The organism is Saccharospirillum alexandrii, from assembly GCF_043641555.1.
In the GTDB taxonomy this organism is placed as follows: Bacteria; Pseudomonadota; Gammaproteobacteria; order Pseudomonadales; family Natronospirillaceae; genus Saccharospirillum; species Saccharospirillum alexandrii_A.
On sequence record NZ_JBHZRJ010000001.1, the window covers coordinates 880,233 to 894,664 of the forward strand.

Here is a 14,432-nt window from a genome sequence, read left to right on the forward strand (position 1 = left end):
GTTGACTGGAAATGACCAGCGGCTCCCACTTATGGCACTGCAATTAACTGGCCTCTCTCCACTTCAGGGGGAGAGTTAGGGTACAGGGGAAGGGCGCTGCCATTACTGCTATAAGCAGCCATAACTGCCATGAAATGCATCTCATCAATGTTGGCGCTGCTGCCGCATTAGCATTTCTTCCGCATGGGCCCGTGTCTGGGCCGTTATATCAATGCCCCCCAGCATACGGGCAATTTCGTCGATCCGGCTTTCTTGTTGGATCGGCAATATCCGGGTGCGGGTAATCTGGCCTTGTTGCTCTTTGCTGACCACGCAATGGTTGTGCCCCTGGGCTGCGACCTGTGGCAAGTGAGTGACGCAAATCACTTGGCCACGTTCGCCAACACTGCGCAGCATTAACCCAACAATTTCGGCCGTTGCACCGCTGATGCCCACATCGACTTCGTCGAACACCAGGGTGGGAATGGTGCTGTGCTCGGCGCAAATTACCTGAATCGCCAATGAAATTCGCGATAGCTCACCACCGGAGGCAACTTTGCCCAGCGGACGTACGGGTTGCCCCGGGTTCATGCTGACCAGGAATTCGATCTGATCCAGGCCATCGGGCGTGGCTTTATCGAGTTCGGTAAAGGCTACCTCAAAGCAAGCGCCGGGCATGGCGAGCTGGTGCAGTTTTTCCATCACATCGTCGGCCATGCGTGTAGCGGCGGCCTGGCGTTGCACGGAGAGCTCCCGGGCTTGTTGTTGATAGGTTTCGGCCAATGTATTGACTTCATCGGCCAGATCTTCGAGTCCGTCAACGGCTTCGGCAAGGGTAGCCAGTTCGGTTTCCAGCTCTTCGATCAGGCCAGGCAGGGCCTCGGAGCGCACCTGGTGCTTGCGCGCCAGGGTGTGAATGCGGTCGAGCCGCTCTTCTACATGCTGCACCCGGCTTTCATCAACCTCGAAGCTGGCCAGATAGTGGTCCAGATCGTTAACGGCTTCCTGGCTTTGAATCAGTGCGCTGTCGAGCAGCTCCATCGCATTACTTAACGAGGTATTGGTGTCATTCAGGTTGCGTAACTGGTGCAGGGCCTGTTTGAGGCCATCGAGTGCGCCGGGTCCGTCGGTTTCCGGTTCCAGAAACTGACGCGCGGCATAGGCACCGCTGACCAGCGTTTCGGTTTGTCCGTAGCGGCGAAACTCCACCTCCAGGGCCTCCACTTCACCGGCTTCCAGTGCCAGGGCACTGAGCTCCTCAAACTGATAGTTCAGTAATTGCTGACGGGCGCTGTTGTCGTCGGCCTGGGCTTTAAGCTGGTTGTAATGGCGCGCCTTGCCCTGCCAGCGTATCCAGGCATGGCGCACAGCCTGGGCCTGGTCTGCCAGGCCGGCGTAGTCGTCCAGCAGGGTGCGGTGGGTGTCTATGCGCAGCAAGGATTGATGGGCATGCTGGCTGTGAATGTCGATCAGCATTTCGCCCAGGGCTTTCAGCTCCGTCAGTGGTACCGGTTGCCCGTTAATGTAGGCACGCGAACGGCCTTCGGCCGAGACGGTACGGCGCAGTATGCATTCCTCGCCCTGGTCGAGATCCCGTTCGGCTAGCCATTCCAGTGCTGACGCGATGCGCCCGACCTGGAAGGTGGCAGTGACCTCGGCCCGTTTTTCACCGTGCCGTACCACGCTGCTGTCAGCCCGTTCGCCCAGTGCCAGCGACAGTCCGTTAAGCAAGATGGACTTGCCCGCCCCGGTTTCACCGGAAATGGCGGTCATGCCCTGTTTCCATTCCACCTCAATGTTGTCGGCGATGGCGATGTTGCGAATCAGTAGTGTGTGCAGCATGGGTAAGCGACCTGGGTTGCCTGAATACTGTGTTTTTGTACAGTAAAAACTGGGCAAGCTCAAGTAGATTTTGCAGGGGCTGAGCGCTTGTTCCTGGTAACAAGCCGGCGATCAGCCGACGTTGTTTATTCTGATTGTTCCTTAGATAAGCCTGATAGACGGTTTTTTTGGCCGAAAGGCGTCGTTTTGTCGCGTTAAAGAGGTGTAACAGCCTTGAAATGCCCACTCACGGCCCAATTAAAGTGCGCCAGCTAGCTTCTTCCTGTTATCCGCTCCGGGTGCCGGAAGAGCCTCACTTTGAACACGGTCGTTTTTTGGAATAGAGAGTTGGATCAGTAAATGGCACACGAAGAGAAACCCGTAGAAGCACAGGAAACCGACGCCCCCCAGGATGAGACGCTGGTCGAAGACACCCAGGCAGCGCCCGAAGAGGCCGCAGGGGCAGCGACAGAGCAGGACCTGGTGGCTGAGCTTGAGGCAGCCCGTGAAGAGGCTCAGCACAATAAAGACCGCTACTTGCGTGCTGAAGCAGAGATGGTAAACGTGCGTCGGCGTGTTGAAAAAGACGTCGAGAATGCCCACAAGTATGGCCAGGAAAAACTGGTACGGGAAATTCTGGACGTAGCCGACAACCTTGAGCGCACGCTGGCGGCGATTGAGACCGAGACAGCCGAAGTCAAGCCGCTGAAAGAAGGCGTGGAGATGACGCTGAAGAGCCTGCTGGATAGCTTTGAAAAGTTCAGCATCACGGTCATCAACCCCGAAGGCGAGCCCTTTGATCCGCAGGTGCACCAGGCGATGAGCATGGTGGAAAACCCGGACATGGAGCCCAATACCGTAATGGCGGTTATGCAAAAAGGCTACGCCTTGCATGGGCGCCTGGTGCGTCCGGCCATGGTGATGGTCAGCAAGGGTGGCCCGTCCAAAAACAGCATTGACGAGACCGCTTGATTATCACGTTCGGCACCTTATTTAGGGCTGAAACAGCTTTTTTGGTTTAAAAAAGCGGATAAAAATACCCCTGCACAGTGTGGGGTCTTGAATTCAGCAAAGCGGCTCTCATATAGCCAGACAAGACGTTAACCGAACCGTTATCAGAACCGTTCAGCAAATTATGGAGTGTCAGTATCATGGGTAAAATCATTGGCATCGACCTGGGCACAACCAACTCGTGTGTAGCGATTTTGGAAGGTGACAAACCCAAGGTTATCGAAAACGCAGAGGGCGATCGTACAACGCCGTCTATCGTTGCCTTCACCGACGACGATGAAACACTGGTTGGCCAACCGGCAAAACGCCAGGCTGTTACCAATCCGAGCAACACCCTCTATGCGGTGAAGCGCCTGATCGGCCGTCGCTTCGAAGACGACGTCGTGCAGAAAGACATCGGCATGGTGCCGTATAAGATCGTGAAGGCCGACAACGGCGACGCCTGGGTTGAAGTGAAGGGCGACAAGAAAGCTCCGCCACAAATTTCAGCCGAAGTGCTGAAGAAAATGAAGAAAACCGCTGAAGAATACCTGGGCGAAAAAGTAACCGAAGCGGTCATCACCGTACCGGCCTATTTCAATGATTCCCAGCGTCAGGCCACCAAAGACGCAGGCCGCATTGCCGGTCTGGAAGTTAAGCGCATCATCAACGAGCCGACGGCTGCAGCCCTTGCCTATGGCATGGACAAGAAGCGCGGCGACAGCGTGGTTGCCGTCTATGACCTGGGTGGTGGTACCTTCGATATTTCCATCATCGAAATTGCCGAAGTCGATGGCGAGCACCAGTTTGAAGTGCTGGCCACCAACGGTGACACCTTCCTCGGTGGTGAAGACTTTGACCTGAAACTGATCAACTACCTGGCGGATTCGTTCAAAAAAGATTCAGGCATCGATCTGAAGGGCGACGCCCTGGCGATGCAGCGTCTGAAAGAAGCGGCCGAGAAAGCGAAGATTGAGCTGTCTTCCAGCCAGCAGACCGACGTGAACCTGCCTTACATCACGGCCGATGCGTCTGGTCCCAAGCACCTGAACGTGAAGGTGACCCGGGCCAAGCTGGAATCACTGGTGGAAGAGCTGGTTGAGCGTTCACTGGACCCAGTTCGTATGGCGCTGAAAGATGCTGACCATGAAATTGGCGACATCGACGACATCATTCTGGTCGGTGGTCAGACCCGTATGCCACTGGTTCAGAAGAAAGTCGCTGACTTCTTCGGTAAAGAGCCACGCAAAGACGTTAACCCGGATGAAGCCGTGGCCATCGGTGCTGCGATTCAGGGCGCGGTACTGTCTGGCGACGTGAAAGACGTACTGCTGCTCGACGTAACGCCGCTGACGCTGGGCATCGAGACTATGGGTGGCGTCATGACGCCGCTGATCGAAAAGAACACCACGATTCCGACCAAGAAGAGCCAGGTGTTCTCTACGGCCGACGACAACCAGGCTGCCGTGACCATTCATGTGGTTCAGGGTGAGCGTAAAGTGGCGGCACAGAATAAGTCTCTGGGTCGGTTCGACCTGGCCGACATTCCGCCGGCTCCGCGCGGCATGCCACAAATTGAAGTCAGCTTTGACCTCGATGCGAACGGCATTCTGAACGTGTCTGCCAAAGACAAGGGCACCGGTAAAGAGCAGTCGATTGTTATCAAGGCCAACTCTGGTCTGAGCGATGATGAAATCGACAAAATGGTCAAAGATGCCGAAGCTCACGCCGATGAGGACCGCAAGTTCGAAGAACTGGCTCAGGTTCGCAACACGGCCGACGCTTTGGTGCATTCGACTCAGAAGACGCTGAAAGAACATGGCGACAAGGCAACCGACGAAGAGAAGCAGGCCATTGAGACGGCCATTCAGGACGTTGAGGAAGCACTGAAGACTGACGACGTTGAAGCGATTAACGCCAAGGTCGAAGCGCTGACTCAGGCGTCTTCTGCACTGGCTCAGAAGATCTACGCCGATCAGGGCAGTGACGCTGGTGCTGAACAGGCTGAAGGCTCTGCCGAGAGCACGGCTGACGATGCCGTCGATGCCGAGTTCGAAGAAGTAAAAGACAACAAGTAAGTACATTACTTGAGTAAATCGAAAGGTGACACCCCGTAAGGGGTGTTGCCTTGTCTGGTTTTTAGCTATTGGCTTTTTGGGTGAGCCATGTGGCAGCCACCACCAGGCCCGGATCAAAACCAACAGCTAAAAATCATCAGCCCAACCGCCCATTATAAAAGGTTAACTGTACTCCCATGTCCAAACGAGACTATTACGACGTACTCGGTGTAGAACGCGGTGCGGACGAAAAAGACATCAAGAAAGCGTATCGCCGCATGGCCATGAAGTATCATCCGGACCGTAATCCGGATGACAAAGACGCTGAAACCAAGTTCAAGGAATTGTCCGAGGCTTATGAAGTGCTGGCCGATTCGCAGAAGCGAGCGGCATACGATCAGTTTGGTCATGCCGGTGTTGATGGCCAAAGCGGCTTTGGCGGCGGCCAGGGCGGCGGTCACGGCAGCTTCAGTGACATCTTTGGCGATGTGTTTGGTGATATTTTCGGGGGCGGCGGTGGCCGTGGCCGGTCCAGCGTGCAACGCGGTTCAGACCTGAAATACAACCTGGAGATGTCGCTGGAAGACGCGGTTCGCGGTACCGAGAAGACCATCAAGGTGCCCACCCTGGTCGCCTGTGAAATCTGTGACGGCAGCGGTGCCAAGAAGGGCACCAAGCCGACTACCTGTACCACTTGTGGCGGTATCGGCCAGGTGCGAATGCAGCAGGGGTTCTTTGCGGTACAGCAAACCTGTCCGACCTGTTCCGGCACCGGTCATATGATTACCGACCCCTGCAACAGCTGTTATGGCCGGGGTGTGAAGGAAGAAACCAAAACACTGAATGTGAAGATTCCAGCGGGTGTGGATACCGGTGACCGAATTCGCCTGTCTGGCAAGGGTGAGGCGGGTCGCAACGGTGGCCCGGCAGGTGACCTCTACGTTGAAGTTCATGTTAAGAAACACGCCATATTCGAACGCGATGGGGCTAATTTGCACTGCGAAGTGCCGATCAGCTTCGCCGAGGCAGCCCTGGGGGGCGAGCTGGAAGTGCCAACTCTGGAAGGCCGGGTAAAACTCAAGATTCCCGCCGAAACCCAGACTGGCCGTTTGTTCCGCCTGCGAGGCAAGGGTGTTACCCCGGTTCGGGGCGGTGGCATCGGTGACCTGCTGTGTCGCGTGGTGGTGGAAACCCCGGTAAACCTGACCAGCAAGCAAAAAGAGCTGCTTCGTGAGTTGCAGGACGGCATGGGCAGTAACAAGCACTCACCCCGTTCCAACGGCTGGTTCGACGGCGTGAAAAAGTTCTTTGAAGAGCTTTGAGTTACCTCCCAATCTGCTCCCGCTTACGGGAGAGGGTGTCAACAGCAAAAGCTACGCCGCCCCCTCTCTCTGATTCTCTCCCCCAAAGGGGGGAGAGAGGACGGAATAATGCCAACCATGAGGCCTCTGTATGTTAAACATCGCAATAACAGGCGCATCTGGCCGAATGGGCCGGGCCCTGCTTCAAGCGGTTTACTCAACCGAAGGGCTGACTCTGGCAGGTGCCACGGTCGCTCCGGGATCAAGCCTGATGGGTGCGGATGCTGGCGAGCTTGCTGGTTTGGGCAAGTTGGGTGTTGTGTTAACTGATGATGCCCAAGCGGCCTTTGAGGACGCAGAAGTTGTAATCGACTTCACAACGCCAGAGGCAACGCTTGCGCATCTCGATCAAATCAGGGGTACCGACAAGCGCATCGTTATTGGAACCACTGGTTTTTCAGAGTCTCAACTCAGCCAGTTAAAACAGGCGTCTGAAACCATACCAGTCGTCTTCGCGGCCAATTACAGCGTTGGGGTGACCCTGTCGTTGCAGTTGCTCCGCCTGGCCGCGCGGGTGATGGGTGAATCGAGCGACATCGAAATTATCGAGGCGCACCATCGCCACAAGGTCGACGCTCCAAGCGGCACAGCTTTGCGCATGGGCGAGGCGGTGGCGGAAACGCTGGGACGTGATCTCTCCAAATGCGCCGTGTACGGCCGCGAAGGCCAGGAAGGGCCCCGGGCAGACGAGACCATAGGCTTTGCCACGGTAAGGGCGGGTGACATTGTCGGGGAGCATACTGTGCTGTTCGCCAGTGAGGGCGAACGCCTGGAGATCACCCACAAAGCCAGTAGCCGCCGGACCTTTTCCCGGGGGGCCGTGCGCGCTGCACAGTGGTTAGAAACCCAGCCTGCTGGCTTGTATGACATGGAAGCTGTGCTCGGGCTTTAATCGGGGCCCGTTGGCTATTCGCACAGGCCTGCGGGGTCAGGCTATTGAGTTCACAATTCGGTGGAAAGTGGCCGGGTAGAGATCCAGTGATCCCTTTCTGTGGAATACGGGCCTCCAGGGGAGCACATTGTGAATACTCATTAGGTGCCAAAAAAGCTTATGTTTAGTAGGCCGACACTGTTCGGAGATTGCTTTCGGCCGCGTATCTGGCTGGCTGAAAGGGAAATTGTGCCGATATTTACCTGCTTGGCAGCAATTTTTTTTCACAGATCAATTTCTAAATAATCTTCCATTGGTCGTATTTCATATACCAGCCAGGAGGGCATTCTCAATGTGCCGCCAGGCTTCCACGCCAATTGTTTGCGGGCATGAGTGTTAGCCGCTGCCAGTGGACGGGTGCTGCTGGTTAAGCTGTTCCATAAGCCAACCTATTGATATTTCCCGCTACCTCTTTGAATTTAAAGAATTTTTTTAACAAGTACCCTTGGGTATGGCGTACTGTGGCCTGTCCCGTTTCGATCACTGAACGTCTTAAGGCTGGGCGTACATGCCCGGTATCGATTTCAACCCCTGTCAAAAAAATCCCGTGAAGTCGGCCAAGCCGCTCACCACGGGCATCGGCCGGTTGTTCAAAGAATCACCAAAGCGTCAAAAAAACGCAAAAAAATGGGTTGACCGATAATCGTGCCTCTGGTTTGATAGGTCGTGGACGTTGATTGAGGCATTCTCGATCAATCCTGAGCAAGGGGAGCAAAGACGCTCGCGTAACAAACGCAGTCGACCAATAACAATCTCCCGGTCAGGTGTGCTGACTTACCCCGGTAACAACGCACAAGCAGTCGGATCGGCCAGACAGGTCTTTTATGAGACCGTTATTAGGGACACCGCTTTTGATACATGTCACCTTTTGTTCAGTAACGTTTTGACTCTGCAACGTGGTTGTAATATACATGCTGCAGGATATAACAAAATAATGGTTGTCGATTGACGTAGGTGTTGTGATTCGTTATTGGTTACCCAATCGGTAGCGTACCGACACTGAAACAACGATGGCTCATCGAGAAGTCTGGTCACCAAACCAGTTGAAATAAAAAAAGGGGAATCTTGAATGAAAGCGATTAAAATTGCTTCTGGCGTTGCGGTATCCGCACTGGCTCTGGCTATTTCTGCCCAGGCAAACGCTGCTGCTCACGAAGGTATGGCTACTGAAACTGAATGGAGCTTCACTGGCTCTATGGAGTTTCTGACCGTTGTCGATATGGCTGCTGGTGCAGTTAACCGTGACGGCGATGCTACCGACACTGTAATTGACGTTGAACTGGACGAAGAAGACGATTTCGATGAAGGCGCCGCTGGCGACGCTTGGGGTCTGGAAGCGGCTCTGTCTGTTGTTCACGGTCCTTTCTCCGGTGGTTTCATCCTGACGGGTGATGACGAGTCTGACGTTTCTGTTGAACTGGACGACTTGGTTGTAACCGACGGTGCTATCTCTTTCGGTCAAACTGGTAGCCTGGTAGACGAGACTCACGAATACGCATACGACATGGACGACTCTGGCGACAGCGCTGCTGCCCGCTCTGAAGGCCGTGACGTTGGCGCTGCTCTGCGTTACACCATGGAAGGCCTGAAAGTTCAGGTTGAAGGCTCTAACCGTAAAGACGCCTCTGGTGATGGCGTTGTAACCGGTATCGATGCTTCTGCTGGTGATACTCAGAACTCCGACTTCGGTGTTGCAGCACAGTACATGGGCGAAGCCGATGCGCTGAGCTACGTTGCTGAAGCCCAGTTCCGTACTTCAAGCCTGGGCGGTGATGACGACAGCCCATACACCTACTTCGGTGTTGGCGCGACTTACACCATGGACATAGTTACAGCCAAGTTTGGTCTGAACCAGTACTCTGTAACTACCAGTGCTGACGCACATGATGACGCAATTCTGGAATACGGTTTTGAACTGACCGCTACTCCGATTGATGCCTTGTCTGTATACCTGAAAGGTCAGGACCTGGACAGCGGCGACGTCGTTACTGAAGAAGCCATGAAGCTGTTGGCCGGTGCTGCTTACACAGTAGACGCACTGACCTTCACCGGTGAATACACTTACACTGACGTAGAAAGCGCTGGCGATGAACTGTTCGCTGAAGTGGCTTATGCCAGTGGTGCTATCGGTGCTTATGGTTCTGTAACTCTGGCGAACTTCGATGCTGACACTGCTAATGCTCCGTTGATCGAAGCTGGTGTATCTTATACCCAGGACAACGGCGTTAAGTATGCAGCTGACTATGACCTGCGCGCTGAAGAAACTGATGCTATCGACACAGCTGAAATCAACCGCTTCCGTCTGACCGCTGCTTACGCGTTCTAATTCAGATTCCTCTGAATGATGAAGTAGAGCCACCCTTCGGGGTGGCTTTTTTTATGGGTGCCAGTAAAAGACGTTGAACTTGGAAGGACGTAAGACATTGAAAGACGTGGTACAGGAAAGGACGTAAAACACTAAAAGACGCACAAGATGAAAAGACGATTGACATGAAGTGACGAAAAATCTCTACACTGACTCACAGCTCACAGCTCACAGCTCACAGCTCACAGCTCACAGCTCACAGCTCACAGCTCACAGCTCACAGCTCACAGCTTTAAACTCCCAAAACCTCCGCGCCAATCCGTTCCCGAAACCACCCCAATGCTTTCCCGGTTACTCCGGTTCGCCAGGCAATTACCGCCTCTGACGGCGGGTTCGTCTCACTCAGCTTCACTTGCACCAGGGCGCCACTGTCCAGTTCTGACTGAATGCGGTGGCGGGGCAGATAGCCGACACCCAGGCCAGCCAGTTGCGCTTCGATTTTATCGCGCATGGTAGGTACGGTGATCAGTCTGTTCTGGCGCGTCCAGCCGATGGTGCGTGGGGCCATCAGTTTACTGGAATCCCGTACGACGATGGTTGGGTAGGCTTCAATTTGTTCATGAGTCCAATCGCAGGCATTGCTGGCCAGGGGGTGATTCTTCGCGACGGCGAACACCATGCTCATCTCACCAAAGCGGCTGGTCTCGTAGCCATCGATTTTGGGGTCCAGTAGGTCGGTCGACAGTATCAGATCGGCGTCGCCGTTGATCAGCATTTCCCAGGTGCCAGAGAGTGATCCGTGAACCAGATGCACCTTGATGTATGGGTGTGCTTCGTTGAATTCATGCACCAGTGGGTAGAGTCGCGCCGGTTCGAAGACGGTATCGACACCGATGCGCAGCTCGGGTTCCCAGCCGCTGGCGATTTTCTTGGCCGAGCTGGCAAGGTTGTCGATATCGCGCAGGATGCCGCGGCCTTCTTCCAGGATCAGCCGGGCTGCGGGTGTCATTTTTGCACGGTGACCACTGCGATCGAAGAGGTCTATGCCAAGGTCCTGTTCAACCTTTTGCACGGTATACGTCAGCGCGGAAGGCACTTTATGCAGGGCTTCGGCGGCGGCGGCAAAGCTGCCACGCTGGTCGATTGCATCCAGTGCGCGCAGCAGGTCCAGTGAAAGGGGGTTGTGGGCCATAAAGGTTCAGTTTTTTTGAAATGTAGAGGCAATATATTCCGCTTACGGGCCACCCTGCAACTGCCTAGACTGGTCGGTACCAGAAATCGATCAAACAGCAGACCAGGAGGTGCTCTCATGACAACATTACGCAGCGTTCGGCAGGTGGCCAAAGGGTTACCGACGTCGGATGGCGCCGGGGTAAAGCTGACCCGGGTCATCGGAAACCAGTTCGTGAAGAATCTGGACCCCTTTCTGATGCTCGACGAGTTCAAATCGGACGATAAGGCCGACTACATGGCGGGCTTTCCCATGCATCCGCACCGTGGTTTTGAGACCGTTACCTATATGCTCAAGGGCGCGTTTCGGCATGGCGACAATCAGGGCAACACCGGGTACCTGGCTCCTGGCTCCATTCAATGGATGACCGCCGGCCGCGGCATTGTGCACGAAGAGATGCCCAACCAGGAAGATGGCCCGGTATGGGGCTTTCAGCTCTGGGTCAACCTGCCGGCCAAGCACAAGATGACTGCGCCCCGCTACCAGGATATTCGTCCCGAGCAGGTGCCCGAGGTCGAGCTGGAAAACGGTAAGGTCAAGGTACTGGTGGGTAATTTCCAAGGGGTGATTGGCCCGGTTGAAGACGTGGTGACCGACCCGCTGTATCTGGATTTTCACTTGAATGAAGGTGCCACCCAGCGCATTGATATTCCAGGTAACAAATCGGCTTTTGTATACGTCTACCAGGGATCTGCGCAGATTGGCACAACCGAACTGCCCGAGCGGCATCTGGGTATTCTGGGGGATGGTGAAGGGCTTGAAGTGACGTCAACCGCCGCCGATACCCGCCTGCTCGTGGTCGCGGGTGACCCTATACAGGAACCCGTTGTGCAGTATGGGCCCTTTGTCATGAACACCGTCGATGAAGTGCAGCAGGCGATTGTCGATTTCAACGAAGGACGGTTTTGAGGGGCAGAGCTACGAGCTCAGAGCTGCGAGCTTTGAGCTAAAAACTAACAGCTCGAAGCTCGAAGCTTGCAGCTCAAAACCTATCGAAAATGCTTCAGAGCGAGCGCAATAACCCCTTTCCCGGTCATGTCTTCTGACCAGGAGTAGGGTTCAATCTGTGAACGCCCGATCAGCTCGGGTACCAGGGCTTCGTTAATGCCTTCGTGAATGCCGGGTTCCATCAGGGCGTAGGCTCTCACGCCGGGCCCGGTGACGACGATGCGTTCCGGGCTCATCAGTGCCAGAATGTTGGCTATGCCATACCCGAGTACCTTTCCTGCCTGGTGAAACAAGTCGACCGCATAGGTGTGCTTCTGATGTCCAAGCTCGGTTAGCCTTTGCATCTGTTTTTCTGATGGGTGGCGCCGGTCTGTCGCCGGAAGGTCCATTACCGCGCTGGCGTCGCGATACAGTGCATAGTCGCTTACGTAAGCTTCAATGCACCCCCGTTTGCCGCAGGCACACTGGGGGCCTTCATGGCTGTATTTGGTGTGGCCAAACTCCGCCGCAGCGCCGAAATGACCACTGTACAGGCTGCCATTCACAACCAGGCCGCCGCCAACGCCGTAACCAATCATGATCACGACGAAGTTATTGCACTGGCTGTATTCGGGGTGCTTTTGAATGGCGTAGGCAATGCTGTTGGCGTCGTTGGCCAGTTCTACCGGGCATTCAAAGGCGTTTTCCAGGGCGTGCGTCAGATTGACGTTCTTAATGTTCAGTGCCGGGCTCCAGACGACGTCGCCCTTGTGTACATCAACAAACCCCTGAATGGCGATGCCCACGCTGACCAGTCGGGCGGCGTGATCCGGGTGTTGGTCCAGGAACCGTTTGGCCTGCTCGACCAGCATCTCATTCAGTGAGGCTTGGTCATGACGCTGGGTCTTCTGCACCACCACGGTCTCGTGTGCAATGTTACCCTTCAAGTCGCCGAGCATCAGTCGCACTTCATTGATCGACAGTTTGATGCCCAATACCGAGGCGTGGGTGGGGTCCAGGTCGATCAGCACGCGCGGACGCCCTCGGCCCCCTTTGACCTCGGGCCCTTTTACTTCCTGAATGATGGCAGCTTCCGACAATTCAGAGGTAATGGCGGTTACGGTTGCCGGACTAAGGCGGGTGATCTGACCAATGTCGACCCGGGCCAGTGGACCAAACACGCGCAGGGTGTTGATGATGTCTATCCGGTTGTCCGCTCGAATTTGTTCGGTGTCGTTTTTCTTCATGCTAGGGGAACTTACTGAATAGAATCATGTTTTCAGTGTAAACCGGGGGTCTTTTCCAGTCGACTCTAAAATTATATCTACGCTGCAATGCGAGATTTGAGCCTCGGTTGTTGACTTGTATCGGTGTTTGTTCGGTACACCGACAAACTTCATTAAGGCCGGTTTGTGCCGTCTCCCCTGTGTCTTGTGAATTCAATTAGCGTGAAGCGGCGGCGATTGCGTCTACAAAAATACTTTTACTGGTAAAATAAATTGGGTGGTATGTGCCGTTTTCTGGGTGTAAAGCATACGACCATTGTCAATATTTGGCTGATTTCATTGACTTTGTCTATTTTGCGATCAAGAATAACTTTGGGTATAAAAATAAAGCTGGGCACAGTCCTGGCCGCCCGCTACTTACAATAACAATATGGTCCCGAATCAGGAGTTATAACAATGAGAAAAGTACTGATCGCTGCCGCTTTATCCGCCTGTACCGCGGTTCCTGCTGTAACTATGGCACATGACCTAACCGTCGGTGTGTCCTGGTCCAACTTTCAAGAGGAGCGCTGGAAAACCGATGAAACGGCTATTATTGCTGCCCTCGAAAAGCTGGGTGTTGAATACATCTCTGCCGATGCCCAATCGTCTGCTTCAAAGCAACTGACCGATATCGAGAGCCTGATCGCCAACGGTGCGGATGCATTGATTGTGCTCGCTCAGGACGCCAGCGCGATCGGCCCTGCCATTGAGGCGGCCGCCAACGAAGGCATTCCGGTAGTCGGTTATGACCGGCTGATCGAGCATCCCGATGCGTTTTATTTAACCTTCGACAATAAAGAAGTCGGTCGAATGCAGGCTCGCGCCGTGCTTGAAGCCCAGCCTGATGGTAATTACGTTTTCATCAAAGGCTCGCCAGCCGACCCCAATGCCGATTTCCTGCATGCCGGGCAGTTGGAAGTGCTTGCATCGGCCATGAACTCCGGAGCCATAGAGAACGTAGGAGAGGCTTACACCGATGCCTGGTTGCCAGCCAATGCACAACGCAACATGGAGCAGATTCTTACCGCCAATAACAACGAAGTGGATGCCGTTGTTGCCTCAAACGATGGTACGGCTGGCGGTGTAGTTGCTGCGCTGTCTGCACAGGGTATGGACGGTGTTGTTCCCGTTTCCGGGCAGGATGGTGATCACGCTGCATTGAACCGCATCGCGCTCGGTGTGCAAACCGTATCAGTGTGGAAAGACTCTCGCGAGCTGGGTAAGGCGGCTGCCAATATTGCCTTCCTGATGGCCAATGGAGCTGAAATTGATGAAATTCCCGGTGCGGGCGTGTTTAGCGACGGACCCCGGGGCGTGTCGATGAACTCCATCTTCCTGAAGCCATTGCCAATCACTGAAGATAATCTCGATGTGGTGATCGATGCCGGTTGGGTTACGAAAGAGACGGTATGCCAGGGCGTGCCCGCCGGACGAGTTTCCGTTTGCAATTAAAGTAATTCACGTTTCGGAATTCACCTAGCAGAATAGCGGCGGGTGCCGGGTGTGCTCCTGAGGGGGAGTCCGCAGCAAGGATGCTGCGGTCTAGGCTCCATGGATGGATC

10 protein-coding genes are annotated in these 14,432 nt (G+C 54.7%); 7 read left to right on the forward strand and 3 right to left on the reverse strand.

The features are described 5' to 3' along the window. Positions 1–144: 144 nt before the first annotated feature. A complete protein-coding gene (gene recN, locus ACHUE7_RS03825) occupies positions 145–1,821 on the reverse strand; it encodes a DNA repair protein RecN (RefSeq protein ID WP_394168816.1) in 1,677 nt (558 codons plus the stop codon). Between the two features lie 339 nt (positions 1,822–2,160). Between recN and grpE the strand changes: the two genes are divergently transcribed. The 5 genes from grpE (at position 2,161) to ACHUE7_RS03850 (ending at position 9,465) form a co-directional block, all read left to right on the forward strand. Continuing rightward, positions 2,161–2,772, forward strand: coding sequence for a nucleotide exchange factor GrpE (gene grpE, locus ACHUE7_RS03830; RefSeq protein ID WP_394168817.1), 612 nt, complete (start codon positions 2,161–2,163; stop codon positions 2,770–2,772). A gap of 179 nt (positions 2,773–2,951) precedes the next feature. Then, on the forward strand, positions 2,952–4,868 hold the full coding sequence (dnaK, locus tag ACHUE7_RS03835) for a molecular chaperone DnaK (RefSeq protein WP_394168818.1): 1,917 nt from the start codon (positions 2,952–2,954) through the stop codon (positions 4,866–4,868). A gap of 176 nt (positions 4,869–5,044) precedes the next feature. Further along, complete coding sequence (dnaJ, locus tag ACHUE7_RS03840; protein WP_394168819.1) at positions 5,045–6,169, forward strand: molecular chaperone DnaJ; 1,125 nt, start codon at positions 5,045–5,047, stop codon at positions 6,167–6,169. Positions 6,170–6,299: 130 nt separating this feature from the next. Beyond that, a complete protein-coding gene (gene dapB, locus ACHUE7_RS03845; RefSeq protein ID WP_394168820.1) occupies positions 6,300–7,100 on the forward strand; it encodes a 4-hydroxy-tetrahydrodipicolinate reductase in 801 nt (266 codons plus the stop codon). Between the two features lie 1,108 nt (positions 7,101–8,208). Then, a complete protein-coding gene (locus tag ACHUE7_RS03850; RefSeq protein WP_394168821.1) occupies positions 8,209–9,465 on the forward strand; it encodes a hypothetical protein in 1,257 nt (418 codons plus the stop codon). Positions 9,466–9,736: 271 nt separating this feature from the next. Here the strand turns inward: ACHUE7_RS03850 and ACHUE7_RS03855 are convergent, their stop codons facing one another. Beyond that, positions 9,737–10,636: a LysR family transcriptional regulator gene (locus ACHUE7_RS03855; protein WP_394168822.1), complete on the reverse strand. Its 900-nt coding sequence runs from the start codon at positions 10,634–10,636 to the stop codon at positions 9,737–9,739. A 117-nt stretch (positions 10,637–10,753) separates the two neighbouring features. Here ACHUE7_RS03855 and ACHUE7_RS03860 point away from each other — a divergent pair, with 117 nt between their 5' ends. After that, positions 10,754–11,584 (forward strand): pirin family protein, encoded by an 831-nt coding sequence (locus tag ACHUE7_RS03860; protein ID WP_394168823.1) that lies wholly within the window; start codon positions 10,754–10,756, stop codon positions 11,582–11,584. Positions 11,585–11,664: 80 nt separating this feature from the next. On the opposite strand, the gene ACHUE7_RS03865 is transcribed toward ACHUE7_RS03860, so the two are convergent. Continuing rightward, positions 11,665–12,849 carry an ROK family protein gene (locus ACHUE7_RS03865; protein ID WP_394168824.1) on the reverse strand — a complete coding sequence of 395 codons (1,185 nt, stop codon included), beginning with the start codon at positions 12,847–12,849 and terminating at the stop codon, positions 11,665–11,667. A gap of 435 nt (positions 12,850–13,284) precedes the next feature. Here ACHUE7_RS03865 and xylF point away from each other — a divergent pair, with 435 nt between their 5' ends. Further along, positions 13,285–14,322 (forward strand): D-xylose ABC transporter substrate-binding protein, encoded by a 1,038-nt coding sequence (gene xylF, locus ACHUE7_RS03870; protein WP_394168825.1) that lies wholly within the window; start codon positions 13,285–13,287, stop codon positions 14,320–14,322. Positions 14,323–14,432 lie beyond the last annotated feature (110 nt).